Origin of the sequence: Mesorhizobium sp. M0862, from assembly GCF_040319795.1 — a bacterium.
Taxonomy (GTDB): Bacteria; Pseudomonadota; Alphaproteobacteria; order Rhizobiales; family Rhizobiaceae; genus Mesorhizobium.
On sequence record NZ_JAMYOJ010000008.1, the window covers coordinates 28,921 to 52,988 of the forward strand.

General features: G+C 62.4%; 24 protein-coding genes. 3 read left to right on the forward strand and 21 right to left on the reverse strand.

Annotated elements, in window-relative coordinates; genetic code table 11:
• Positions 1–10 precede the first annotated feature (10 nt).
• From NKI15_RS14120 to NKI15_RS14130, 3 genes are read right to left on the reverse strand one after another with little or no spacing between them, the layout of a single operon-like run.
• A complete protein-coding gene (locus NKI15_RS14120; RefSeq protein WP_352515195.1) occupies positions 11–2,011 on the reverse strand; it encodes a hypothetical protein in 2,001 nt (666 codons plus the stop codon).
• Complete coding sequence (locus NKI15_RS14125; RefSeq protein WP_352515196.1) at positions 2,008–3,549, reverse strand: NAD(P)H-hydrate dehydratase; 1,542 nt, start codon at positions 3,547–3,549, stop codon at positions 2,008–2,010. The genes NKI15_RS14120 and NKI15_RS14125 overlap by 4 nt, the downstream gene beginning before the upstream one ends.
• Positions 3,550–3,568: 19 nt before the next feature.
• On the reverse strand, positions 3,569–4,225 hold the full coding sequence (locus NKI15_RS14130; RefSeq protein ID WP_352886244.1) for a hypothetical protein: 657 nt from the start codon (positions 4,223–4,225) through the stop codon (positions 3,569–3,571).
• 485 nt (positions 4,226–4,710) lie between these two features.
• On the opposite strand from NKI15_RS14130, the gene NKI15_RS14135 reads away from it, so the two are divergent.
• Together NKI15_RS14135 and glnA are read left to right on the forward strand one after the other, a co-directional pair.
• Positions 4,711–5,049, forward strand: a complete 339-nt coding sequence (locus NKI15_RS14135) for a P-II family nitrogen regulator (protein WP_006205430.1) — start codon at positions 4,711–4,713, stop codon at positions 5,047–5,049.
• A gap of 58 nt (positions 5,050–5,107) precedes the next feature.
• On the forward strand, positions 5,108–6,517 hold the full coding sequence (glnA, locus tag NKI15_RS14140) for a type I glutamate--ammonia ligase (RefSeq protein ID WP_023672775.1): 1,410 nt from the start codon (positions 5,108–5,110) through the stop codon (positions 6,515–6,517).
• Positions 6,518–6,654: 137 nt separating this feature from the next.
• Here glnA and NKI15_RS14145 read toward each other — a convergent pair whose 3' ends face one another.
• A complete protein-coding gene (locus NKI15_RS14145) occupies positions 6,655–7,695 on the reverse strand; it encodes a glutamine synthetase beta-grasp domain-containing protein (protein WP_023691256.1) in 1,041 nt (346 codons plus the stop codon).
• Positions 7,696–8,010: 315 nt separating this feature from the next.
• On the opposite strand from NKI15_RS14145, the gene NKI15_RS14150 reads away from it, so the two are divergent.
• Positions 8,011–8,208, forward strand: coding sequence for a DUF2735 domain-containing protein (locus NKI15_RS14150; RefSeq protein WP_352459017.1), 198 nt, complete (start codon positions 8,011–8,013; stop codon positions 8,206–8,208).
• Positions 8,209–8,302: 94 nt separating this feature from the next.
• Here NKI15_RS14150 and NKI15_RS14155 read toward each other — a convergent pair whose 3' ends face one another.
• The 17 genes from NKI15_RS14155 to rpsE form a co-directional block, all read right to left on the reverse strand.
• A complete protein-coding gene (locus tag NKI15_RS14155; RefSeq protein WP_023743043.1) occupies positions 8,303–10,189 on the reverse strand; it encodes an MFS transporter in 1,887 nt (628 codons plus the stop codon).
• A 179-nt stretch (positions 10,190–10,368) separates the two neighbouring features.
• Entirely contained in the window at positions 10,369–11,160 is a 792-nt protein-coding gene (locus tag NKI15_RS14160; RefSeq protein WP_352515198.1) for an ATP12 family chaperone protein, read from the reverse strand.
• A gap of 11 nt (positions 11,161–11,171) precedes the next feature.
• On the reverse strand, positions 11,172–12,029 hold the full coding sequence (locus tag NKI15_RS14165) for a DMT family transporter (protein WP_081726945.1): 858 nt from the start codon (positions 12,027–12,029) through the stop codon (positions 11,172–11,174).
• Between the two features lie 62 nt (positions 12,030–12,091).
• Positions 12,092–13,072: an RluA family pseudouridine synthase gene (locus NKI15_RS14170; protein ID WP_023672769.1), complete on the reverse strand. Its 981-nt coding sequence runs from the start codon at positions 13,070–13,072 to the stop codon at positions 12,092–12,094.
• A 133-nt stretch (positions 13,073–13,205) separates the two neighbouring features.
• The gene (crcB, locus tag NKI15_RS14175; RefSeq protein WP_352515200.1) at positions 13,206–13,580 is read right to left on the reverse strand and encodes a fluoride efflux transporter CrcB; all 375 of its coding nucleotides are present in this window, start codon (positions 13,578–13,580) and stop codon (positions 13,206–13,208) included.
• 53 nt (positions 13,581–13,633) lie between these two features.
• Positions 13,634–14,464, reverse strand: a complete 831-nt coding sequence (locus NKI15_RS14180) for an aspartyl/asparaginyl beta-hydroxylase domain-containing protein (protein WP_352515201.1) — start codon at positions 14,462–14,464, stop codon at positions 13,634–13,636.
• A 182-nt stretch (positions 14,465–14,646) separates the two neighbouring features.
• Complete coding sequence (locus tag NKI15_RS14185; RefSeq protein ID WP_023682595.1) at positions 14,647–15,957, reverse strand: replication-associated recombination protein A; 1,311 nt, start codon at positions 15,955–15,957, stop codon at positions 14,647–14,649.
• A 47-nt stretch (positions 15,958–16,004) separates the two neighbouring features.
• Complete coding sequence (locus NKI15_RS14190; RefSeq protein WP_352886248.1) at positions 16,005–17,498, reverse strand: DegQ family serine endoprotease; 1,494 nt, start codon at positions 17,496–17,498, stop codon at positions 16,005–16,007.
• A 197-nt stretch (positions 17,499–17,695) separates the two neighbouring features.
• Complete coding sequence (gene rplQ / locus NKI15_RS14195; RefSeq protein WP_023691248.1) at positions 17,696–18,127, reverse strand: 50S ribosomal protein L17; 432 nt, start codon at positions 18,125–18,127, stop codon at positions 17,696–17,698.
• Positions 18,128–18,229: 102 nt separating this feature from the next.
• Positions 18,230–19,240: a DNA-directed RNA polymerase subunit alpha gene (locus tag NKI15_RS14200; RefSeq protein WP_023682599.1), complete on the reverse strand. Its 1,011-nt coding sequence runs from the start codon at positions 19,238–19,240 to the stop codon at positions 18,230–18,232.
• A gap of 102 nt (positions 19,241–19,342) precedes the next feature.
• Positions 19,343–19,732, reverse strand: a complete 390-nt coding sequence (gene rpsK / locus NKI15_RS14205) for a 30S ribosomal protein S11 (protein ID WP_006205444.1) — start codon at positions 19,730–19,732, stop codon at positions 19,343–19,345.
• Between the two features lie 127 nt (positions 19,733–19,859).
• Positions 19,860–20,228, reverse strand: coding sequence for a 30S ribosomal protein S13 (rpsM, locus tag NKI15_RS14210; protein ID WP_006205445.1), 369 nt, complete (start codon positions 20,226–20,228; stop codon positions 19,860–19,862).
• A gap of 212 nt (positions 20,229–20,440) precedes the next feature.
• Positions 20,441–21,049 carry an adenylate kinase gene (locus NKI15_RS14215; RefSeq protein ID WP_023701778.1) on the reverse strand — a complete coding sequence of 203 codons (609 nt, stop codon included), beginning with the start codon at positions 21,047–21,049 and terminating at the stop codon, positions 20,441–20,443.
• Positions 21,046–22,386 (reverse strand): preprotein translocase subunit SecY, encoded by a 1,341-nt coding sequence (gene secY / locus NKI15_RS14220; RefSeq protein ID WP_023672761.1) that lies wholly within the window; start codon positions 22,384–22,386, stop codon positions 21,046–21,048. The genes NKI15_RS14215 and secY overlap by 4 nt, the downstream gene beginning before the upstream one ends.
• A 257-nt stretch (positions 22,387–22,643) precedes the next feature.
• Positions 22,644–23,114 carry a 50S ribosomal protein L15 gene (gene rplO / locus NKI15_RS14225; protein ID WP_023672760.1) on the reverse strand — a complete coding sequence of 157 codons (471 nt, stop codon included), beginning with the start codon at positions 23,112–23,114 and terminating at the stop codon, positions 22,644–22,646.
• A gap of 22 nt (positions 23,115–23,136) precedes the next feature.
• Entirely contained in the window at positions 23,137–23,334 is a 198-nt protein-coding gene (gene rpmD, locus NKI15_RS14230) for a 50S ribosomal protein L30 (protein WP_006205449.1), read from the reverse strand.
• A gap of 24 nt (positions 23,335–23,358) precedes the next feature.
• Entirely contained in the window at positions 23,359–23,922 is a 564-nt protein-coding gene (gene rpsE / locus NKI15_RS14235) for a 30S ribosomal protein S5 (RefSeq protein WP_006333394.1), read from the reverse strand.
• Positions 23,923–24,068 lie beyond the last annotated feature (146 nt).

Below are 24,068 nucleotides of genomic sequence, written 5' to 3' on the forward strand. Positions count from 1 at the left end.
ACTCGCAGGCTCACTCCTCTTCCGCCGCCCCGAACCCCGCATCCCTGGGGGCGCTGGTCGCGCTCGCCCAGGGCGTCGCGTGATTATCGATGCGCATCTGGAAGATGAAATAAGTCGGCGAGCAGTAGCCGATGCCTTTCACCTTGGCGGCGCCCGGCGTGTCCGGCGGCAGCGACTGGCACATATAATCCTCGCGGCAGAAATGATCGGCCGAACATGCGGGACGGTTGCCGCGGTTGACCGCGCCGCCGAGGCACTGGTCGAAATTGTTGGTGGCGACGCAGGTGTCGAATTTCTTGCCGCCGACCATGCCGCAAATTTCCGATGGCATCGGCTTGCCCGTCTTGAAGGCGGCGAAGCTGCGGTCCTTGTCGTCGCAACCGCGATAAGCGATGCCTGCCGGTACGCCGATTTTCGGTGGCCGGCAGGTGTAGGCGGTCCGCGAAAAGGTCGGCGCAAAAGCAGCGAACTGGCCGGTGATCTTGTAGCGGTCGTTGAACGGCTGAGACGGGTTGCTGGAGATCGACCCGGTCAGGCAGGGATGGCCCGAAAACATCTTTGGACTGTCCTTGGGCAACAGACATTGCGCCAGCGTGGTGCGCACGCCTGAGGCCGTCGCCAGCGGCGTGCAGACGGTGCCGCCACCGCATTGCCAAGTCGCGCCGAAGCGTTTTGCATCATCCGGCATCAGGCACGGCATCGCGATCTCGGCCGGGGCGTAGTCGACATCGCCGGCATCGGTCCATGTCGCCGGCGGCGCGAAGGACAGCGGCCGGTAGCGGTTCGGCTCCTTGCCTTCTTCCGTCGCGCGCAGCCAGGCCTCACGTCGCGGAATCTCGGCATGGAGATGCGGCGAGATGCCGACCTCGATCCGGTTGAGAGGCGACGTCGTTTTGTCGTCGAGGCCGATGAAGTGAAAGCCGGCCGTCGAGCCTGCCTGGTGGCAGCCCTGGCAGGCGCCATTGTCCAGCCGCTCGACCAGCGCCTCCGGTGTCCGCACCAGTTTCAGCGCCGCATAGTCCAGGCCGGCGAAATCCGCTGGCTGGAACAGCGGCGTGAACGGATGGTTGGCCTGTCTCGCGCTGCCGAAGGTCGACCACGAAATGATTTTCTTCGCCAGGAATTCGTTGGGGATTTCGTAGACGCCGAGATCGACCGCCGCGACATTGGCGCTAACATAGTCGGCAAGCCTTTTCTTCAGCGCCGCATCGTCCGAGAGCCGTGCTGTGTCAGGCGTGTTTTCCAGCGGATTCTCGCTGACGGTAGCGCCATCGATGCCGAAGATCCGCATCAGATAGGCCGCCTGCCCGCCGAACTCGGTCTCCTGGCCCGAGGGAAAGCGCACCACTTGCGCGTTGAGTTCGAGCTGTTTGAAAGTCAGTTCCTCCGGTTCCAGCGGCCCGCCGGCCAGCCAGCCGGCATCGACGTTCTCGTCGATCTGCGGTGTCCAGCGCCCGGCAACGCCGACGCAGCCGCCATCGGCATCCGGCGCCACGCTGTAGACGGCGTTGAAGTTGAACGGCAGGCGCGAAGCGAGAAGTTTGCCGTTCTTGCGGAAACTGTAGGCCAGGCGATAGATGAAGCGCACCTCGCCGCAGCTCTTGTCACCTTGGAGCGCGGTGAAGTCGCGCCGGTCCAGCCGGTTGACGACGCCGACCAGGCGGAAGCGCGCGGCCTCGGTCTTCAGCCAGCGCATATCGATGACGCGGCCGACATTGCCGTCGGTCACCTCGTAGAGCGTGCGCCCGCCAGCCTTTATCTCGGCCCGCAGCGCGGCAATGTCGGCCGCCACCATGTCGACGATTGCACGATAGGCCGGCGCCTCGCTGTAGAGCGACTTCAAATCGTCCTCGCCATCGACGGCGAAAACCCCGGCGAAACCAAAGCCCTTGGCATCAAGGGCGGCGAGCACCGCCGGATCGTCGACAATGGTGACCGGTTGCTCGGCGCGCACGGCATGCGATGCGAACAGCGCCATGATGGCCGCAACGACGAACGCGAAATGCTTCATCTGATCGCCACCTTCTGCCGTGCATCGACCAGTTCACGCAGCACCGGCACCAGGGCCAGCGGCAGATCCTCCGCGATCAATCCAGCACCGAAGCGGCTGCCGGCCTCGGCATGGATCCAGACAGCGGCGCAAGCTGCTTCGAAGGGCAACATGCCTTGCGCCAGCAGCGCGGCAATTATGCCGGCAAGCACGTCCCCTGACCCGGCGGTGGCCAGCCATGGCGCGCCATTGGCGTTGATCGCGGCGCGGCCGTCGGAAGCCGCGATGACGGTGTCGGCGCCCTTGTAGATGACAGTGGCGTTGGCGCGCGCCGCAGCCACGCGAGCCTTGGCGAGCTTGGACAGACTTTTGTCGTCGGCGATGTCGGGAAACAGTCGGCCGAACTCGCCCTCATGCGGCGTCATGACCAATGCTGGCGCATCCGGCCTGCCGGCCGCCTCGAACAGCGTTGAGACCGCGTTGCGGAAGGACGTGATGCCGTCTGCATCGAGCACCAACCCTTCGGCACCGCCCTCCCTCTGTTTCCTGCCGAGCACGGCGAGGGCGAAATCGCGCGCCTTGTCACCAACACCAAAGCCCGGGCCGAGGACAAAGCTCGACGACCGGCGATCGCCGAGAAAGTCTTGCACGTCCTCGATAGCGTCGGCCTTGCGCAGCATGATCGCGGTCAGATGCGTGGCGTTCACCTGCATGGCATTGGCAGGAGACAGCACGGTCACTGCCCCTGCCCCGCTTCTTGCAGCGGCAAGTGCGGCCAACCGCGCCGCACCCGTCGCCGACGGTCCGCCGGAGAAGACGCCGACATGACCGCGTTTGTATTTGTGTGCATCGACCGCCGGCACCGGCAGTGCCTCAAGCCAGAACGCCGGCTTGTTTTGAAACGTGCGCGACGCGACCTGCGCGATGATGTCGTCGCCAATGCCGATATCGGCGACGACGATCTCGCCGCATCGGTCCCGGCCGGGCAACAGCAGATGCCCCGGTTTCTTGCGCGCGAAGGTGACGCTGATGTCGGCACGAAATGCCGTGCCGAGAATGTTGCCGCTGTCACCTGAGACCCCTGAAGGCAAATCGACGGCGACAACAGACTGGCGGGCGGCACTGTCCACCGCGCGTGCGGCATCGCCCGAAAGGTCCTTGGACAGCCCCGCGCCATAGAGAGCATCGACAATCAACGAGCCTGGCTCGGCGGCAAAAGCCGCTAGCGGCTTGCGTTCCAGCAGGCATTGGGTCGCGGCGATCGCGGCATCGCTGCCTGCCCTCGGTTCGCCTGACGTCCACAGCGCGACATCGACACCCGTCTCCGCCAGCAACCGCGCCACGACATAGCCGTCGCCGCCATTATTGCCGGGGCCGCACAGCACATGCACGCGGCTCGCGGCGGGGTAGCGCGCCAACACCACAGCAGCGACCGCTTCGCCGGCGCGCTTCATCAGGCCATAGCCGTCCAGTGGACCGGCCGCGATTGCCAACCGGTCGGTCTCCGCCATCTCGATCGGCGACAGCAGTTCCAATTTGGCGCCGGCTGGCAAACCCATCGCTGGTACGTCCTTCGGTTCATCCGCCTTGCGTGGCAGCGTCGGGAGCTCGGCCGGACACGAGGCCGGGATCGAGCTTTGAGGCATAGATCGCCGATTCCATGACGATGGTGAGACCCAGCTTCGGGTCGAGCAAATCCTTGGCCTGGCCGAGAATCAATGCCGCCACATTGGCGGTGATGGCCGGCCAATTGGTCACATCGGCCTCGCCATAGACAATTGTCGCATTCGGCAGACGGCCGGTCAGACACGTCACCGGCACCGGCCATGCAAATCCAAGCAGCTTCCTGACCGGGAAATGCGGATGATGATTTTTGCCGACCGACGGCAGCCCCTCCAGTGGGCCGCCCAGCGTCTGCGAGACATGGGCGAACATGGCCTCGAGCGAAGGCATACCATTCGGCGGCAGGCCGTTGTTGATCGCCGTTCCGGCAGCGAGGTTCCAGAGCCGCTCCGGAGGTTTCTTGTCGTCGCGGGCAAAGAGCATCTCGTTCAGCGGCTCGCCGAACAGGAAACGCGACCCGTCCTTGGTCGTCACGATGTCTAGCTCGGGTGTGCGGCCGCTGAGCAGAGCGCACTGCGCGGCAAAGCCGGCAATCGCTCCCGCAGCCGAAACGATGGTCTCGGCATGGATGCGTCCATTCACCGCCAAAAGCTGCGGAAGATTGTCGCGCAAATGTCCGAATGCAAAGTTGCAGGCGGCGCTGTCAGATTTGTCGCGCCATGGAAAATCCACGGCCCGCGGTGGTCCGCCACCAGTCGAACCGCCACCGGAGCCGGCAGAGCCACGTGAAGACTGCCCGCGCCCAAATACACCCTTCATTCGTCCACCTTTCACTGCGTCGTTGACGCGGATATGCCCACACCGGGAATGATGGGTCAAATCTGCCAGGCCGCCCAAACTGCACGGATCCGCGCGGGCCTGCAAAATGCGCAATCTGCCTAATTATCGTGCAGACGCCCGAAGCGGCAATGTGTAGGCTTCGGGCAGCTTTGCCGCAGCCGAAGCAGAGGATGACGCGAATGTGCATCCCGGCGCGGCGCGGCATTGGAATTGCGCGAAACCGCTTCGCGTGGGCTGAAATTGGCACAGTTCGTGCTTGATGGAGGCGCAAGCGGGGCGCACAACCCGTTTTTTTGGCAGTGGAGGCCACTTTTTACATGAAAAAGATCGAAGCGATCATCAAGCCGTTCAAGCTAGACGAAGTGAAGGAAGCGCTTCAGGAGGCCGGTCTGCAAGGCATTACCGTGACCGAGGCTAAGGGCTTTGGCCGCCAGAAAGGCCATACCGAACTCTATCGCGGCGCCGAATATGTCGTCGACTTCCTGCCCAAGGTGAAGATCGAAGTCGTGCTGGGCGACGACGCCGTCGAAGGCGCCATCGAAGCCATCCGCAAAGCGGCGCAGACCGGCCGCATCGGCGACGGCAAGATCTTCGTCTCCAACATCGAGGAGGTCGTTCGCATCCGTACCGGCGAAACGGGGATGGACGCCGTCTGAGCTTTCTGATTTCAGATTAACGTCTCCTCGAAACGTCATCACACAGGGAAGAAACGACATGACGACAGCCAAAGACATCATGAAGCAGATCAAGGACAACGACGTGAAATTCGTCGACCTGCGCTTCACCGATCCGAAGGGCAAGCTGCAACACGTGACGATGGATGTCATCGAGGTCGAGGAAGACATGTTCGCCGACGGCGTCATGTTCGACGGCTCCTCGATCGCCGGCTGGAAGGCGATCAACGAGTCCGACATGGTGCTGATGCCCGATGCGGACACCGTCCATATGGATCCGTTCTTCGCCCAGTCGACCATGGTCATCCTGTGCGACATTCTCGATCCGGTCTCCGGCGAATCCTACAACCGCGACCCGCGCGGCACCGCCAAGAAGGCCGAGGCCTACATGAAGGCCGAAGGCATCGGCGACACCATCTATGTCGGCCCCGAAGCCGAGTTCTTCGTCTTCGACGACGTCAAGTACAAGGCCGATCCCTACAACACCGGGTTCAAGCTGGACTCGACCGAACTGCCGTCCAACGACGACACCGACTACGAGACCGGCAATCTCGGCCACCGCCCGCGCGTCAAGGGCGGCTACTTCCCTGTGCCGCCGATCGACAGCGCGCAGGACATGCGCTCCGAAATGCTGACCGTGCTCGCCGAAATGGGCGTGCGCGTCGAAAAGCACCATCACGAGGTTGCCGCTGCCCAGCACGAGCTCGGCATCAAGTTCGACACGCTGGTCCGCAACGCCGACAAGATGCTGATCTACAAATATGTCGTGCACCAGGTCGCCAACGCCTATGGCAAGACGGCCACCTTCATGCCGAAGCCGATTTTCGGCGACAACGGCTCGGGCATGCACGTCCACCAGTCGATCTGGAAGAACGGCAAGCCGACCTTCGCCGGCAATGAATATGCCGGCCTGTCGGAGTCGTGCCTGTTCTACATCGGCGGCATCATCAAGCACGCCAAGGCCATCAACGCCTTCACCAACCCGCTGACCAACTCCTACAAGCGCCTTGTGCCTGGCTATGAAGCACCGGTTCTGCTCGCCTACTCCGCGCGCAACCGTTCGGCCTCCTGCCGCATTCCGTTCGGCTCGTCGCCGAAGGCCAAGCGCGTCGAGGTCCGCTTCCCCGATCCGGGCGCGAACCCCTACCTCGCTTTCGCCGCCATGCTCATGGCCGGCCTCGACGGCATCAAGAACAAGATCCACCCGGGACAGCCGATGGACAAGGATCTTTACGACCTGCCGCCGAAGGAACTGAAGAAGATTCCGACCGTCTGCGGTTCGCTGCGCGAAGCGCTGCAAAGCTTGGACAAGGACCGCGGCTTCCTGAAGGCCGGCGGCGTCTTCGACGACGACCAGATCGACTCTTACATCGAGCTCAAGATGGCCGAAGTGATGCGCTTCGAAATGACCCCGCATCCGGTCGAATACGACATGTACTATTCGGTCTGAACGATAAGCCTCAGCGACAAGGAAAAATCCCGGCGTCAGTTCAGACGCCGGGGTTTTTGTTTGACCAATAGCAGACCGTAGACGTGATAGCAGCAGGCTACGGCGCAGGCTTATGAAGCCTGCGCCGCTATAGATGCTTAGGCGGCCGCCGAAACCTGGGCGCTGGTCGAAACCTCCGCGATGGTCTTCAGGATCTGCGAAGCGATCTGGTAGGGGTCGCCCTGCGAGTTCGGGCGGCGGTCTTCCAGGTAGCCCTTGTAGTCATTGTTGACGAAGGAATGCGGCACGCGGATCGAGGCGCCACGGTCGGCGATGCCGTAGCTGAAGCGGTTCCACGGCGCGGTCTCATGCTTGCCGGTCAGGCGCTTGTCGTTGTCCGGGCCGTAGACGGCGATGTGGTCCATCAGGTTCTTGTCGAATTGAGCCATCAGCGCTTCGAAATAGGCCTTGCCGCCGACTTCGCGCATATAGGCGGTCGAGAAGTTGGCGTGCATGCCCGAGCCGTTCCAGTCGGTGTCGCCGAGCGGCTTGCAGTGATACTCGATGTCGATCTCGTATTTTTCGGTCAGGCGCTGCAAGAGATAGCGGGCCATCCACATCTGGTCGGCGGCCTTCTTGGAGCCCTTGCCGAAAATCTGGAATTCCCACTGGCCCTTGGCCACTTCGGCGTTGATGCCTTCATGGTTGATGCCTGCTGCGAGGCAGAGGTCGAGATGCTCCTCGACGATCTGGCGCGCGATCGGGCCGACATTCGAATAGCCGACGCCGGTGTAGTACGGGCCCTGCGGCGCCGGATAGCCGCTCTCGGGGAAGCCGAGCGGACGGCCGTCCTTGTAGAAGAAATACTCCTGCTCGAAGCCGAACCAGGCGCCCTCGTCGTCGAGGATGGTGGCGCGCTTGTTGGACACATGCGGCGTCACGCCATCGGGCATCATCACTTCGCACATCACCAGCACGCCATTGCTGCGGGCCGGGTCCGGGAATACGGCGACCGGCTTCAGCACGCAGTCGGAGCTGTGGCCTTCGGCCTGCTGCGTCGAAGAACCGTCGAAGCCCCACAGCGGCAGCTGCTCGAGCGTCGGGAACTCGGCGAACTCCTTGATCTGGGTCTTGCCGCGAAGATTGGGGACCGGCGTGTAACCATCGAGCCAGATATACTCGAGCTTGTATTTCGTCATTCTAGAGCCTCTCGTTGCTTGATCACCGAACCTGGATGACGCCGGCGCGCCGAGCCATCCAGCAGCCCAGCTGCCGGTCGATAAAATGCAAATCGTGTGCCACTTCAGTTGGTCAGGGTGCGGCAAAAATGCCCTTTCATCCCGCCGGTGATGGCAAGCCGCCTAAGCAATGCGCCCGGATCAATCAAAGGCGGAATTTGCTTAAATAACAGGCAAATGCCGATCTTTCTTTAGGCATCTTGCCTAAAAGGATTGCAGGACCTACCTTGATGGAAGATGAATCGAAGAGCCTCTCCAGAAGAAAGGAGACCGACCATGGAAATCACCTCAGCCCGTCCGTCGGCCAAAATCCTGATGTTCCCGGCGGCATCGCGTGTAACTGCCTCAAATTTAGGCGTAAAGGCCAAGTTTGCGGCAGAGCTTGCTTCGCTGCGCGATCAGCCGCTTGACCATGGCGAGGCTTGGTATCATGAGGCCGCCATTGCGGACGCCGAACAGCCTCGCAAGAGCTAGGCGTCTTCCGCGCTGATAGATCGAACAGGCCCACAAATGAAAAACCCGGCGCGATCGCTCGCGCCGGGTTTTTTGTATGACACAGAGCTGTCGGCTACTGCTTGGTATGCAGGTCGGTGCCGAGCGTATCCCTGACGAAGATCATGCCGATGATCAGCGACATTGCCGCGATCACCACCGGATACCAGAGCCCGTAGTAGATATCGCCCTTGTAGGCACTGAGCGCGAACACGATCGCCGGGAGGAAGCCGCCGAACCAGCCATTGCCGATGTGGTAGGGCAGCGACATGCCGGTGTAGCGGATGCGGGTCGGGAACATCTCAACCAGGATCGCCGCGATCGGCCCGTAGACCATGGTCACGTAGAGGACCAGGATGAACAGGATGCCGATGACCTTGGCCCAGTTGACCTGTGCCGGGTCGGCAAACATCGCAAACGCACCCGCTGCCGGAATGCTGTAGACGGTCACCTCGGTGGCGCCGGCTGCCTCATCCTTGGTCAGCACCTTGTCCTTGATCGCCTGCTCGGTCGGGACTGCGGTCTTTTCGCCTGCGCGGATGGCTGCCGCGTCGAGCTTCAGTTCGGGGTTGGCCGCGACAAAGGCGTCGAGCTTCTGGTCGGCAACCTTGGCGGCAGCGCGCTTCAGCGGATAACCACCATCCTGCAAGGCAATATTGATTGCCTTGCCGAAGGCTGCCTCTTTGGCCTTCAATTGATCGCCAGCCGCGACCGCGTCATAGGATTCAGCTGTCTCGTTGCCGATCTTGACTGTAGCAGGCGTTCCAGCCGCTGCCGTCGTCACGACGTCATAAGGCACCGAGTTCTTGCTGAGAAAGGCGGTCGCGATATCGCATGACGTCGTGTATTTGAAAGTGCCCGTGGGGTTGAACTGGAATTTGCAGTCGCCAGGCGCGGCGGTCACAGTCGCACGCGTTGTCTGTTGTGCCGTTGCCAGAGCTGGATTAGCCGCCCAGGTCAGCGCCTTAAACAGCGGGAAAGTGGTGACGATCGCCAGCGCAAGACCGGCCATGATAATCGGCTTGCGGCCGATCTTGTCGGAAAGCCAACCGAACACGACGAAGAAGATCGCGCCTACCGCCAGCGCGATGGCGACCATGATGTTGACCGACTGCGCGTCCACCTTGAGCACATTGGTGAGGAAGAACAGTGCGTAGAACTGGCCGTTGTACCAGACCACGGCCTGGCCGGCGGTGAGGCCGAAAAGCGCCAGCAGCGCAATTTTTGCATTCTTCCATTGGCCGAAGGCTTCCGACAAAGGCGCCTTGGAGCCCTTGCCCTCTTCCTTCATACGGACGAAGGCCGGCGATTCCGAAAGCGTCAGGCGAATCCAGACCGATATTGCGAGCAGGATGGCCGAGAGTAGGAATGGAATGCGCCAGCCCCAGGCCGCGAAATCCTCCTTGCTCAACGAATTCTGCACGGCCAGGATGATGATCAGCGACAGGAACAGGCCAAGCGTCGCTGTCGTCTGAATCCACGACGTATAGAAGCCACGGCGATCGTCGGGTGCATGTTCGGCGACATAGGTCGCGGCACCGCCATACTCACCGCCGAGCGCCAGGCCCTGCAGCATGCGCAGCCCAACCAGGATGATGGGCGCCGCGATGCCCCAGCTCGCCGAACCGGGAAGCAGGCCGACCAGGAAGGTCGACAGGCCCATGATCGTGATGGTGACGAGGAATGTGTATTTGCGGCCGACGAGATCGCCGATACGGCCGAACACCAGCGCGCCGAACGGCCGCACGAGGAAGCCGGCAGCGAAAACCAGCAGCGTGAAGATGTTGCGCGTCCCCTCCGGATAAGAGGCGAAGAATGTGGTGCCGATTGCGGCCGCCAATGCGCCGTAGAGATAGAAATCATACCATTCGAAAACCGTGCCGAGCGAGGAAGCGAAGATGACTTTCTTCTCCTCCCGCGTCATGCCGCGGCTGCTTCCGCCGGCGGTCGATGCCAATGCCATTGAACTGTCCTCCCGTGAAATCCGTCTGCTTTCGATTCTGGCCGTCATCGTCGACGTTCCCTCCGAACGCGACCCGAACCAGCCATCGGCATAAAAAATGACAGAAAGCGACCGCCGGAGGCAGACAGACCTTGGATTTATGACTTTGGTATTAGGTGCAGTGCGGCAAAGGCCGAGGATCAGGTCTTCAGCGCATCGAGCAGGCCGACGGCCGCCATCATGTCGCGTTTGCGAGCCGAGCGGCGTGCGACAGCCTCGGCATCCTGGCCCCAATGCTCGATCTGCCAGTCCTCGTCGACATGGCCGGCGGCCCAAGCCGCATCGCCATCGAGCGCACCGTAATCGACCGCCAGCGCCAGCAGCGCCGACCCGGTCAGCGAAGTCATGACATGGATTGCAGCCAGCCGCAGCGGCTCGGCACGCTGGGCAAGATGGGCGCCGAGGACGGCGAGGCTTTCGCGCGGCTGCTCGACATGGATGATGCCCTCGGCGAGGTTGAACCGAGCCCCTAATGTCGCCCTCGCCCAGTCGATCACCGGATCCCAATGCTGGTTCTGCCGCTCGACCAGCCCCTGCGGCGCGTCGGCGCGGTAGCAGGTCAGATCGGACGAGGCGAAGCGCAAGACGTCCTCCAGCACCGCCTGCGGGTCGCTGGCGACGCCGTCGATGGCGGTGTTGACCAGACGCAGCACCGGCATCGTGACCGGGTCGATGGTCTCGCCCTGTGCAGCGAACTCATTGGCGACCAGGGCGGCGGCGTTTTCGGTCGGCAGCGCCAGCTGCGCCTTGCCCGGCGTGCGCACCGGCTTGCCATCGAGGTGGACGGCAAAACCGTCCTCCACAGCTACGACCGACACGTCCTTGTAGAAGCGCTTCGGCAGGTGCGTCTTCATCTGGATCTGCGCGCGGCGAACCGGATCCGGATCGGACAGATGCTTTCCCGCTTCGAGGTCGTTGAGGATGTCACGCATGGTCGAACTTTCTATCCAGGTACCTGCTTGCGCGCCGGCCGGTTGACGATGATCAGGCCGACAGCGATCAGCCCAAGCGCCACAAAGATCCTGGTCGTCGGCGCCTCGCCCAGAATGATAGCGCCGCAGAGGACGCCGAACACCGGCGACAGGAAAGCGAAGCTCGACAGGGCCGATGCCGGATAGCGCCTGAGCAGCCAGAACCACAGCACATAGGTGAAGGCAACTATATAGAGCGACTGGAACAGCAGCGCCAATGCCGGCAAGGCACTGACCGCGCGGATCGGCGGGCCGGCGAAAGGCATCACCAGGACACCGACAATGGCCGCACCGGCCAACTGATAAAGCAGCAATTTCTCGGCACTGGTCTCGACCAGTTTCGAACGCTTGATGACGATGCTGGTCGCCGCCCACAGGATACCGGAGCCGAGGCTGAGCAGATCGCCCATCAAGGTCATCTCGGTGCCGCCGGCAATCCCGTCGGAAAACACCGCCACCAGGCCGCAGAAGGCGAGAACGAGCCCGCCAAGCTTGCGCGCGTTGATACGCTCACCGAGCAGGAAATGGCCGCCGATCAGGACCCAGAACGGCATGGTGTTGACCAGCAGTGTGTTGCGAGCAACGGTCGTGTATTCCAGCCCGATATAGAGGCACAGGAACTCGACGCCGAACAGCACGCCGACAATGATGCCGGCGACAAGCGACCCGTCGGCCTTAAACAACCTGATGCCGCGCAGCCAGCACCAGCCGAGCACACAGAGCCCGCCAATGATCGAACGTGCGATCGAGACGAAAACCGGATCGAAGCCGGCATAGGAGATCTTGGCGGCGACGTAGTTCAGCCCCCAGGAAAAGGTCAGCCCGACCATGATGGAAGCAGCCGCCAGATCGACCGCATCGCGGCGATCCAATGCCGAGGCAACGGCCAATGTCAGTCCTCCGCGCTGGCGTCGTCGAAGCCGATCAGGTTCCAGCTCTGGCGCATATGCGGCGGCATCGGCGCGGTGACGTCGATGACGCCCTTGTCCGGGTGCGGAATGACGATGCGGCGCGCATGCAGATGCAGGCGGTTCTGAATGCCGCCCGGAAAGTCCCAGTTGGTGTCGGCCTCGAAATATTTGGGGTCGCCGAGGATCGGGCAGCCGATATAGGCGGCATGAACGCGCAGCTGGTGGGTGCGGCCGGTATAAGGCTCCATTTCCAGCCAAGTCATCGTCTGAGCCGCCTGCTCGATGATGCGATAGTAGGACACGGCGTGGTCGGCGCCCTTTTCGCCATGGGCTGCCACGCGCACGCGGTCGCCGTCCTCGGTCGGCTCCTTGATCAGCCAGGTCGAGATCTTGTCCTCACGCTTGGGCGGGACGCCCTTGACCAGCGCCCAATAGGTCTTCTTGGTCTCGCGCGCCCGGAATGACTCGGAAAGCTTCATCGCCGCAAGCCTGGTGCGGGCAACCACCAGCACGCCCGACGTGTCGCGGTCGAGCCGGTGCACCAGGCGCGGCTTCTCGCCCTTCTGGCTGCGCCAAGCCTCCAGCATGTCGTCGACATTGCGGGTGACGCCCGAGCCGCCTTGCACCGCCAGGCCGGCCGGCTTGTTGAAGACGAAGACTTTTGGATCTTCGTGGATCAGCATCTTGGCCAGGACATCCGCGTCGCCCTGGTTGCGGATCGAGTAACCCGTAAGCGCACTCTCGCCCTTCTTGTCGACCTCGAGCGGCGGCACACGCACCACCTGCCCGGGCTCGACACGGCTGTCGGCCTTGACCCGGCCGCCATCGACGCGGATCTGGCCCGAGCGCAGCAACTTCTGCAGATGGCCAAAGCCGAGGCCGGGGAAATGGGTCTTGAACCAGCGATCGAGCCGCATGCCCGCCTCGCCGGCCTCCACCGTGATCTGTTCTACGCCTGCCATGATTTTCGCTTTATCCGTTTCTAACGCGTGACCCCGAAAATCTACTCCGGCTTTCGGAAAGGATCATGCGCAAGATCAAAGTTTCTGCAGCGCGTCCAGAGGATGCGGCGTGCTCCAGGTCGGGGCAATAACACTATGAAACGGTTCTTGCGAGCCAAAGTCCCAGAAACAGGGCGATAATGGCGCCAACGACGCTGGCCAGCGCATATCCCAACGCCGGCAGCGTCGCTCCGCGCTCCCATAGGGTCGCGAAATCGAGCGAAAAGGCGGAGAAGGTGGTGAAGCCGCCAAGGATGCCGGTGGCGACGAACAGCCGGAGCTCATTGGAACCGCCGCGCCGCATCAGCGCGGCGACGAACAGCCCCATGGCAAAGGAGCCGACGATGTTGATCGCCATCGTCCCCCAGGGATAGTTGGGGCCGACGAGGCGCAAGGCGCCGATGTTGGTCAGGTGGCGGATGCCGGCGCCGATGCCGCCGCCGACCACAACAAGAAGCAGATTGAACATGCCCGTTTACTGCCCGGCCAAGGCAGTGCGGTCAATCCCTTCAGGCCAACGCCTCAGGTCGTCTCGACCTTCTTTGCCTTGCTCGAGCCGATCATCTTCCAGTTCTTGTAGAACATGGAATTGATGCGCTCGACGGTGACCGAAACGATGGCCAGAAGTCCGGCGATGAAGCCGGGAAACGGCGACGGGCGGATTATGTCCATGAACACGCAGTAGCGGCGTCCGTCATACTCGTTGACCGAGCGGTGCAGCAGCGTGTCGTCGAAAATATAGAGCGGGTTGTCGTGCCAGTAATTCCTGGCGCCGTTGCATTCGACGAAAACCTCTGCCTTCACCGGCAAGAGATTGTAGAGGATGCGCAGGCTGAGCCGCAGCGGTCCGAAATGCCAGGAAGTCGATTCCTTGCCTCTGAAGACAGACACGGCAATGGTCTTGATGTATTTGAAATCCTTGTTGAATTCCGCGACATTGTCGATCCGGTGCTTGCCGTACCACTGATAGACATACATGCCGCGACGACCGGTGCCGAAATTGGCGTCGATATCGGCGATGATCTCGTCCTTGCGCGCCTTGAAGACGTCAAGAACCTCGTTGACCTCGCGCTGATAATCGGCGGGAAACTGCTCCAGCTTCCACACGCCCGGGTTCCTGTAGCAAACGAGGTCCACCAGCAGATTGAAGGGCGACAGCAGCCAGGTGAAGATGCCATTGCCGAGGAAATAGCCGCGCAACAGCGACAGATCCTTGTTGGCGTTGCGCAGCACATCGATCAGGCCGCAGACGATCCAAATCGTGGTCAGGATCGGAATGAAATAGAAGCCGAGCACGAGCAGCGGGACAGCAATCACAGCCTGGCGAAGCGTTTTGCGAAGGGATTTTGTCATTTCTGTTCGCGCCGCGCGCTGTCCCCGTTCCGAATTATCGCCCGTCCTGGCAGCCTCCCGGCCGAGTCATCCGACGTGATAGGGCTTTTTGTCATGCGGTACAATCACACTGCTGTGACTGGCGGGGACAGAATTTCAGTTCATCGCGGGCAGGCCGAGTTCGTCCCGTTTGTCCCGCGCACCTATTTTTCCCGCTCGCTGCGCAGCTTTGCCCAATAGTCCAGCCGTTTCTTGATATCGCGCTCGAAGCCGCGTTCGGGCGGATCATAAAAGGTCTGCCGGCCCATCTTTTCGGGGAAATAGTCCTGGCCGGAAAAAGCATCGGGCTGGTCGTGATCGTAGCGGTAGCCGGCGCCGTAATCCTCCTCTTTCATCAGCTTGGTCGGCGCGTTGAGGATGTGCTTGGGCGGCAGCAGCGAACCGAACTCCTTCGCCGCCCGCGTGGCTGCCTTGAAGGCGGTATAGACGGCGTTGGATTTGGGCGCGGTGGCGAGATAGACGGTGGCCTCGGCGAAGGCCAGTTCGCCTTCGGGCGAGCCGAGATAGTCGTAGGCGTCCTTGGCGGCGTTGGCGATAACCAGCGCCTGCGGGTCGGCCAGCCCGATATCCTCCATCGCCATGCGCACCAGCCGGCGGCCGAGATAGAGCGGATCCTCGCCGGCGTCGAACATGCGGGCAAGATAATAAAGCGCCGCGTCCGGGTCGGACCCACGCACCGATTTGTGCAGCGCCGAGATCAGATTGTAGTGACCGTCCTGGCCCTTGTCATAGATCGGCGCGCGGCGCTGGACGATGCGCTGCAGCCCTTCGGGATCGAAAACCTCGCCGGGTTTGGCGGCGCGCCAGACTTCCTCGGCCAGCGTCAGCGAGGCCCGGCCGTCGCCATCGCTCATGCGGATGAGCATCGCCCGCGCCTCGTCGTCGAGCGGCAGCGCCCTGCCCTCCGTCTCCTCCGCGCGCGTCATCAGCTTGGCAATGCTGTCCTCGCCCAGCGAGTGAAACACCAGCACCCGCGCGCGCGACAGAAGCGCGGCGTTCAGCTCGAAGGACGGATTTTCGGTCGTGGCGCCAACCAGCACGACGGTGCCGTCCTCCATGACCGGGAGAAACGAATCCTGCTGGGCGCGGTTGAAGCGATGGATCTCGTCGACGAACAGCAGCGTCTGGCGGCCATTGGTGCGACGCAGCTTCGCCGCCTCGAACACTTTCTTCAAATCGGCAACGCCGGAAAACACCGCTGAGATCTGCTCGAAGGCAAGGCTGGTCTCGCCGGCCAGCAGCCGCGCCACCGTGGTCTTGCCGGTGCCGGGTGGCCCCCAGAAAATCATCGAGCCGAGCGAACCGGAGTTGATCAACCTCGTCAGCGCGCCGTCCGGCCCGGTCAAATGCTCCTGGCCGACAACCTCGCCGAGGTTTTTCGGACGCAGCCGATCGGCCAAAGGCCGGCCGGGCGGCGCTCTTTCCGGTTCATCGACGCTGAACAGATCGGCCATCTAGGTCTTCTGGTTGGAGCACGATCCTCAGAAATGGGAAGATCGCCTCAGTAACGCAACACCTGGCGCAGTATCTGCCCGCCGCGCTCGACGGTAAAGCGCCACCAGCGTGTATCCTGCTGGGCAAGCTGCGCCAGTGTCGCCGCCGTATCGACCGTCGTGCCGTTCACCTCGCGCACGATGTCGCCCGGCTGGAAGCCGAAATCGGCGGCCGGCGAATCGCGGTTGATGTCGACCACGGTGACCCCCTTGAGGTCGGTGCGCAGGCCGAGCCGCTGGGCGAGCCTGGGCGACAGTTCCGCGACCTTGGCCCCGGAGAACGGGCTGCGGCCATGCAGGGTCACTTCCGACGCCTTGCCGCCTTCCGGCGCGCGCTCCAGTGCAATCTCCATCGTCGCCTGCTGGCCCTTGCTCAGGATGGCGAAGCTCGCCTTGGTGCCGATCGACAGGGTCGCCATGCGGTAGTCCAGCGCCTCGATGCCTTCGACGGTCGTGCCATTGAGCTGCAGCACGACGTCGCCGGGCTTCAGCCCTGCCTTGGCCGCCGGTCCGGCTTCCTCGACCGACGACACCAGCGCGCCGGTCGGCTTCTCCATGCCAAGCGATTCGGCGATCTGAGGTGTGACCGCTTCGAACTCGGCGCCTATATAGGGCCGCTCGAAGAAATCGAGCCCGGCCTTGGCCGCATCGGCGAAGGCGCGCACCATGTTGGCCGGGATGGCAAAGCCGATGCCGATCGAGCCGCCGCTGCGGCTGTAGATAGCAGTGTTGATGCCGACCAGCTGGCCGCCCATGTTGATCAGCGCGCCGCCGGAATTGCCGGGATTGATGGCGGCGTCGGTCTGGATGAAATAGCCCGAATCCGAAACGCCGATATGGCTGCGGGCAAGCGCCGAAACGATGCCGCTGGTGGTGGTCTGGCCGACGCCGAACGGATTGCCGATGGCCAGCACCAGGTCGCCGACCTCGAGGGCGTCGGAATCGCCGATGGCGATCACCGGAAACGGCTTGTCGGAGGTGATCTTGAGCACGGCGAGGTCGAGCGTCTCGTCCTTGAGCATGACCTTCGAGGTGAATTCGCGCCCGTCCGCGGTCGCGACCTTGACCTCGTCGGCATCCTTGATCACGTGGAAATTGGTGACGACGACGCCGCTCGGGTCGACCAACACGCCCGAGCCGAGCGAGGATTGCGCGCGCGGCTGTGCGCGGCCGAAGAATTCCTCGAAGAAAGGATCGCCGTCAAAGGGCGACGTGACCTTCGCCGTCTGCGAGGCATAGACATTGACCACGGCCGGCGCCGTCTGCTTGACCAGGGGGGCAAACGACAGCTGCACCTCTTCACGGCCGAACGGCACGCGCTTGTCGGGACCGGAGGTGCCGTTCTCGCCCTCGACGCCATGCAAGAGATCGGTCAGCACATCGGAGAGCCCCGGATCGGCTGGCTTGGCGGCGTCCTCGGCCAGCGCCTGCCTGACTGTCGGCGCGGCTGCGAACGCCATCATAGCGAAGAGCAGAACAAGAGACAGTCGGTTGGCGCGCATTCGCGAATCCTCCAAGGCAAGTTCGGGGGCATTGTCCCGACGATTGTGCAAAATGAAAGGCTAATGCACTGAAATGCGGCGATTGTCGTGCAAAAGCACTTGGCCGGCAGGCAAAAAAAGCCCGGCGAAGCATGCCCTTGCGACAATGCAAAAAGGGGCCCGAAGGCCCCTTGAAAGTCATTTGCGAAAACCGAGCCTTATGCGGCAGTGGCTTCCTCGTTGGCGCCTTCGGCTTCGAGGCGGGCGCGGTCGCCGGCGCCCTTGGCGTCGGTGTCGCGGTCGACGAACTCGATGACCGCCATGGCGGCATTGTCGCCGTGGCGGAAGCCCGCCTTCATGATGCGCAGATAGCCGCCGTTGCGGTCGGCGTAGCGCGGCGCAATCGTGTCGAACAAACGCTTGACGACGCCTTCATTGCCGATCTGGGCAATGACCTGGCGGCGCGCATGCAAGTCGCCGCGCTTGCCGAGCGTCACCAGCTTCTCGACGATTGGACGCAAATCCTTCGCCTTCGGCAGGGTGGTGACGATCTGCTCATGTTCGAGCAGCGACACGGCGAGGTTGGCGAACATCGACTTGCGATGGCTAATGCTTCGGGCGAAGCGGCGGCCTTTAAAACCGTGGCGCATGGCTCTTTTCCTTCAGTTGTTCAAGAGGCCACGGCCTCTGATGGTTTTCCGCATGACCGTCGGATCGAGCGGCCCACGCCGCCGATCCTTGGAAATTCATGCTCAATATTGGTCTTCGTAACGCTTGGCGAGGTCTTCGATGTTTTCCGGCGGCCAGTCCGGCACTTCCATGCCGAGGTGCAGGCCCATCGCCGCGAGCACTTCCTTGATCTCGTTCAGCGACTTGCGGCCGAAGTTCGGGGTGCGCAGCATCTCGGCTTCGGTTTTCTGGATAAGATCGCCGATATAGACGATGTTGTCGTTCTTCAGGCAGTTGGCCGAACGCACCGAAAGCTCGAGTTCGTCCACCTTCTTGAGCAGCGCCGGGTTGAAGGCGAGCTCGGTGACGGCCTCGGTGGCGACTTCCTTCTGCGGCTCGTCGAAATTGACGAACAGGCCAAGCTGGTCCTGCAGGATGCGGGCAGCGAAAGCCACCGCGTCCTCCCCCGAGATCGAACCGTCGGTCTCGATAGTCATGGTCAGCTTGTCATAGTCGAGAACCTGGCCCTCGCGGGTGTTCTCGACCTTGTAGGAGACCTTCTTGACCGGCGAATACAGGCTGTCGACCGGGATCAGGCCGATCGGCGCGTCTTCGGCGCGGTTGCGGTCGGCCGGCACGTAACCCTTGCCGGTGTCGACGGTGAATTCCATGCGGATTTCAGCGCCCTCGTCCAGCGTGCAGATGACGTGGTCGGGGTTGAGGATCTCGACGTCGCCAACCGTCTGGATGTCGCCAGCCAGAACCGCACCCGGGCCCTGCTTGCGAACGACCATGCGCTTGGGACCATCGCCTTCCATGCGGATGGCGATTTCCTTGATGTTGAGGACGATGTCGGTCACGTCCTCACGCACCCCGGCAATCGACGAGAATTCATGCAGAACGCCGTCGATCTGCACGGCGGTGACAGCCGCACCGCGCAGCGAAGACAAAAGCACGCGGCGCAGCGCGTTGCCGAGCGTCAGGCCGAAGCCACGCTCGAGCGGCTCGGCGACCAGCGTGGTCAGCGTCTTCTTCTTCGACGAGAACTCGATCTTGTTCGGCTTGATCAGTTCCTGCCAATTTTTCTGGATCATGATGCTTTCCTTCCGTTGACCCGCCACCATCCAATCGTGGCGGGCGACCTGGAGTGCCGTGGAGGAGCGCCTTGAGGCGCTCACGCGGCGTTCGGTAATGTCTTAGACGCGGCGCTTCTTGCGCGGGCGGCAGCCATTGTGCGGGATCGGCGTCACATCACGGATCGAGGTGATGGTGAAGCCGGCCGCCTGCAGGGCGCGAAGCGCCGATTCACGACCGGAGCCGGGTCCGCAGACCTCGACTTCGAGCATGCGCATGCCGTGTTCCTGGGCCTTCTTGGCGACGTCTTCGGCAGCCATCTGGGCGGCGAACGGGGTCGACTTGCGCGAACCCTTGAAGCCCTGGGCACCGGCCGACGACCAGGCAATGGAATTGCCCTGCGCGTCGGTGATGGTGATCATCGTGTTGTTGAAGGTCGAATTGACGTGGGCAACGCCCGACGAGATGTTCTTGCGTTCGCGACGGCGAACACGAGCGGCTTCCTTGGCCATGATAGTCCTTTCAGTTGATCTCTACACCGCCGTAATGCCAGCGGCTCCACCTTTGAAAGCGAGTAGTGAGCAGGGACCAGCGAATAGGGAACCCCTACTCGCTAATGGCTACTCGCTATTCGCTCACTTACTTCTTCTTGCCTGCAATCGACTTGGCCGGGCCCTTGCGGGTGCGTGCATTGGTGTGCGTGCGCTGGCCGCGAACCGGCAGCGAACGGCGGTGACGCAGACCGCGGTAGCAGCCGAGGTCCATGAGACGCTTGATGTTCATCGACACTTCGCGGCGCAGGTCGCCTTCGACCTGGTAGTCGCGGTCGATGGTCTCGCGGATCTGCAGCACTTCCGCGTCGGTCAGCTGGTTGACGCGGCGCTCGGCCGGGATGCCGACCTTGTCGACGATCTCCTGGGCGAACTTCTTGCCAATGCCGTGAATGTACTGAAGCGCAATGACGACGCGCTTGTTGGTCGGAATGTTGACGCCGGCTATACGAGCCATATTCTTCTCTTCTCCATGTGGGACCGGCCGGCCTTCAAAAAAAGGGGCATGCGCGGCGCTGTTCAAATTACCCGCGTCCGGTGGAGGCCGGCCCTTGCGGGAGTTCCCTAGTTTCAATGCGGCTGCCTTGCCCTTGCGGACAAGCAAGCCTCATGCCTGATAGGAAGACGGGCCGCCATAACCCAGCGAACCGTTCCAGTCAAGCGCAATCTTTACTTTACCGTAACGGTCTCCCGCGTCACCGCCGCGAGCAGCGCTTCAATCTCCGCCGTCACGGTGTCGACAGGGGCCATGCCGTCGACACTCCTAAGCGAGCGTTTGGCATAATAATAGCCGATCAGAGGCGCGGTCTTCTTGTAATATTCCCGCAGGCGCTCTTCGAACACCACCGGATTGTCGTCCTTGCGCACCGGCTGTCCGGCGGCCTTGGCGTCGTCGGCGCGCTTGACGATGCGGCCGACCAGCGCTTTGTCGTCGACGACGAACTCGATCACGGCATCGAGGCCAATGCCGCGCTCGGCGAGCATCGATTCAACCGCATCAGCCTGCACCAGCGTGCGCGGATAGCCGTCGAGAATGAAACCGTTGGTGCAATCGGGCTGATCGATGCGCTCGGCCACGATGGCGTTGACGATGGCGTCGGAAACCAGCTCGCCGGCATCCATCACCGCCTTGGCGCGCTTGCCGACTTCGGTGCCGGCCTGCACGGCCGCCCGCAGCATGTCACCCGTCGACAGCTGCGGTATGCCGTATTTTTCTACCAGTCTTTGTGCTTGCGTCCCCTTGCCCGCTCCTGGCGGCCCAAGCAATATCAATCTCATCTGGCCTTCTTCCCCCCGCGCAGCTTCGACTTCTTGATCAGGCCCTCATACTGGTGCGCGATCAGGTGACCCTGGATCTGCGCCACCGTATCGAGGGTTACACTGACCACGATCAGAAGCGATGTGCCACCGAGGTAGAATGGTACGCCAGTCGCCGAAATCAGGAACTCGGGCAGCAGGCACACCAGCACCAGATAGATGGCGCCGACGACGGTGATGCGCGTCAGGACATAGTCGATGTAATCGGCGGTGCGCTCACCCGGACGGTAGCCCGGAATGAAGCCGGAATGCTTCTTGAGCTGGTCGGCGGTGTCCTTCGGATTGAACACGATGGCCGTGTAGAAGAAGGCGAAGAACACGATCATTGCCGCATAGAACAGCATGTAGAGCGGCTGGCCGTGGCCGAGCGAGGCGAGCACGGTGCTTGCCCAGGCCGGCAGGTTTGTCGTCTGCGAGAAGCCGGCGACCGTTGCCGGCAGCAAAAGCAGCGACGACGCGAAGATCGGCGGAATGACGCCCGACGTGTTGAGCTTCAGCGGCAGATGCGAGGTATCGCCCTGGAACATGCGGTTGCCGACCTGGCGCTTCGGATACTGGATCAGCAGGCGGCGCTGCGCGCGCTCGAAGAACACGATCAGCGCGATGACGATGATAGCCAGCACGATGATCGCGAGTATCAGCCCGGTCGATAGGGCGCCGGTGCGGCCGAGCTCCAGCGTGCCGGAGATGGCGCGCGGCAGGCCGGCGACGATGCCGGAAAAGATGATCAGCGAAATGCCGTTGCCGATGCCGCGGGCGGTGATCTGCTCGCCCAGCCACATCAGGAACATGGTTCCGCCAACCAGCGTGACGACGGTCGAGATGCGGAAGAACATGCCGGGATCATTGACGATGCCGTTGCCGCCTTCCAGGCCCACCGAAATGCCGTAGGCCTGCACCAGCGCCAGGAGTACCGTGCCGTAGCGCGTGTACTGGTTGATGACCTTGCGGCCCTGCTCGCCTTCCTTTTTCAGCGCTTCCAGCGACGGAATGACCGAGGTCATCAGCTGCATGATGATGGAGGCTGAGATGTAAGGCATGATGCCGAGCGCGAAGATCGCCATGCGCTGCACGGCGCCGCCGGCGAACATGTTGAACATGCCGAGCACGCCCTTGGCCTGCGAAGAGAAGGCCTGCGCGAATGCATCCGGATTGATGCCGGGCAGCGGGATATAGGTGCCGAGGCGATAGACGAGCAGCGCGCCGACGGTGAACCAGATTCGCTTCTTCAGGTCCTCCGCCTTGGCGAAAGCCGCAAAATTCAGATTCGAGGCTAGTTGTTCAGCAGCCGAAGCCATGCCTGATTCTCCGCTAGAGCATGATGCCGAAAAGTGTGAAGCGGTTTTCGGACAACGTCATGCGCTACTTCTTTGATTTGTATGTCACGCTCGATGCCCGCAGCTCAGGCGGCGCGTGGCACCGAAGCTCACGAGATAAGCTCCGGGCTCTAAACATGCAAGCGGCCGCGTTGACGCGGCCGCCTAATTGATTGGATCAAAGCGCAATCGTGAACAAAAACGGATACCGTTCCTGCCGGCCGCGCTTCAAATTGCCGTTACTCCGCTGCCGCTTCCGGCAGCTTGACCGAACCGCCGGCCTTTTCGATCTTCTCGATCGCGGCCTTGGAGGCGCCCGCGACGTCGAAGGCAAGCTTTGCCTTGAGCTCGCCGTCCGAGAGGATGCGCACGCCGTCCTTGACGCGGCGGATGACGCCGGCGGCAACGAGCGCCTCGGCCGTCACGGTCGCCTTGGCGTCAAGCTTCTTGGCATCGAGCGCCGTCTGGATACGAGCCAGCGACACGACGACAAAGCTCTTGGCGAAGATGTTATTGAAGCCACGCTTCGGCAGGCGCCGATAGAGCGGCATCTGGCCGCCCTCGAAGCCGTTGATGGCAACGCCGGAGCGCGCCTTCTGGCCCTTGACGCCGCGACCGCCGGTCTTGCCCGAGCCGGAGCCGATGCCACGGCCGAGACGCTTCTTGGAGTGCGTCGCGCCGTCCTTGTCACGCAGATCGTTGAGTTTCATCTGGGTTCTCCTGCGCTTTTGCTCAGCCCTCGTCCACGACGCGGACGAGATGCTGGACGGCAGCGATCATGCCGCGCACCGAGGGAGTGTCCTCCAGAGTGCGCTGCTTGTGCATCTTGTTGAGGCCGAGGCCGACCAGCGTCGCGCGCTGTTCCTTCGGGCGGCGGATCGGCGAACCGATCTGCTCAACGGTGATGGTCTTGGTTGCTTTCTTGGCCATGGTCAAAATCCCTGGTCAGATCGACTATTCTTCAGCCGCAACGGCGGTGCCGCGGCGGGCCTGAAGGGTCGAATACTTGATGCCGCGTGCAGCAGCCACATCCTTGGGATGCATCTGGCTCTTCAGCGCGTCGAATGTGGCACGAACCATGTTGTAGGGGTTCGACGAACCCATCGACTTGGCGACCACGTCATGCATGCCGAGCGTCTCGAAGACAGCGCGCATCGGGCCGCCGGCGATGATGCCGGTACCCTGCTTGGCAGCGCGCAGCAGCACGCGTCCGGCGCCCCAGCGTCCTTCGACGTCGTGGTGCAGCGTGCGGCCCGAGCGCAGCGGCACGAAAATCATGTCGCGCTTGGCCGACTCAGTTGCCTTGCGGATCGCTTCCGGCACTTCGCGCGCCTTGCCGTGACCGAAGCCGACGCGGCCCTTCTGGTCGCCGACGACGACGAGTGCTGCAAAACCGAAGCGACGGCCGCCCTTGACGACCTTGGCGACACGGTTGATGTGGACGAGCTTGTCCACCATGCCGTCATCGCGTTCTTCACGATCGCGGCCGCGGCCGCCATCCCTACGTTCCTGTGCCATATCCTGTTCCTTGTTTTTTTCCGGAAGCACGGTTGCTGATAAGATCCGGTGCGCCTCTTTGGGTCACCGGGGGCGAATTATTTTTCCTTGCATGATCTTGTCCGAAAAGTCTGCAACTTTTTGCTGCGCTGACCTTCGGTTCGGGA

Coding starts and splice junctions, on each gene's coding strand:
- NKI15_RS14155 (WP_023743043.1), bottom strand. CDS start 10,189: ATGGCATTGGCATCGACCGCCGGCGGAAGCAGCCGCGGCATGACGCGG.
- rplO (WP_023672760.1), bottom strand. CDS start 23,114: ATGAAACTCAACGATCTGCGTGACAAGGACGGCGCGACGCACTCCAAG.
- rpsE (WP_006333394.1), bottom strand. CDS start 23,922: ATGGCACAGGAACGTAGGGATGGCGGCCGCGGCCGCGATCGTGAAGAA.
- NKI15_RS14170 (WP_023672769.1), bottom strand. CDS start 13,072: ATGGCAGGCGTAGAACAGATCACGGTGGAGGCCGGCGAGGCGGGCATG.
- NKI15_RS14190 (WP_352886248.1), bottom strand. CDS start 17,498: ATGCGCGCCAACCGACTGTCTCTTGTTCTGCTCTTCGCTATGATGGCG.
- rpmD (WP_006205449.1), bottom strand. CDS start 23,334: ATGGCCAAGAAAGCAACCAAGACCATCACCGTTGAGCAGATCGGTTCG.
- NKI15_RS14185 (WP_023682595.1), bottom strand. CDS start 15,957: ATGGCCGATCTGTTCAGCGTCGATGAACCGGAAAGAGCGCCGCCCGGC.
- NKI15_RS14135 (WP_006205430.1), top strand. CDS start 4,711: ATGAAAAAGATCGAAGCGATCATCAAGCCGTTCAAGCTAGACGAAGTG.
- NKI15_RS14180 (WP_352515201.1), bottom strand. CDS start 14,464: ATGACAAAATCCCTTCGCAAAACGCTTCGCCAGGCTGTGATTGCTGTC.
- glnA (WP_023672775.1), top strand. CDS start 5,108: ATGACGACAGCCAAAGACATCATGAAGCAGATCAAGGACAACGACGTG.
- NKI15_RS14145 (WP_023691256.1), bottom strand. CDS start 7,695: ATGACGAAATACAAGCTCGAGTATATCTGGCTCGATGGTTACACGCCG.
- NKI15_RS14125 (WP_352515196.1), bottom strand. CDS start 3,549: ATGGGTTTGCCAGCCGGCGCCAAATTGGAACTGCTGTCGCCGATCGAG.
- NKI15_RS14215 (WP_023701778.1), bottom strand. CDS start 21,049: ATGAGATTGATATTGCTTGGGCCGCCAGGAGCGGGCAAGGGGACGCAA.
- NKI15_RS14165 (WP_081726945.1), bottom strand. CDS start 12,029: ATGGTCGGGCTGACCTTTTCCTGGGGGCTGAACTACGTCGCCGCCAAG.
- secY (WP_023672761.1), bottom strand. CDS start 22,386: ATGGCTTCGGCTGCTGAACAACTAGCCTCGAATCTGAATTTTGCGGCT.
- NKI15_RS14150 (WP_352459017.1), top strand. CDS start 8,011: ATGGAAATCACCTCAGCCCGTCCGTCGGCCAAAATCCTGATGTTCCCG.
- rpsM (WP_006205445.1), bottom strand. CDS start 20,228: ATGGCTCGTATAGCCGGCGTCAACATTCCGACCAACAAGCGCGTCGTC.
- NKI15_RS14200 (WP_023682599.1), bottom strand. CDS start 19,240: ATGATCCAGAAAAATTGGCAGGAACTGATCAAGCCGAACAAGATCGAG.
- crcB (WP_352515200.1), bottom strand. CDS start 13,580: ATGTTCAATCTGCTTCTTGTTGTGGTCGGCGGCGGCATCGGCGCCGGC.
- NKI15_RS14160 (WP_352515198.1), bottom strand. CDS start 11,160: ATGCGTGACATCCTCAACGACCTCGAAGCGGGAAAGCATCTGTCCGAT.
- rpsK (WP_006205444.1), bottom strand. CDS start 19,732: ATGGCCAAGGAAGCCGCTCGTGTTCGCCGTCGCGAACGCAAGAACATC.
- NKI15_RS14120 (WP_352515195.1), bottom strand. CDS start 2,011: ATGAAGCATTTCGCGTTCGTCGTTGCGGCCATCATGGCGCTGTTCGCA.
- rplQ (WP_023691248.1), bottom strand. CDS start 18,127: ATGCGCCACGGTTTTAAAGGCCGCCGCTTCGCCCGAAGCATTAGCCAT.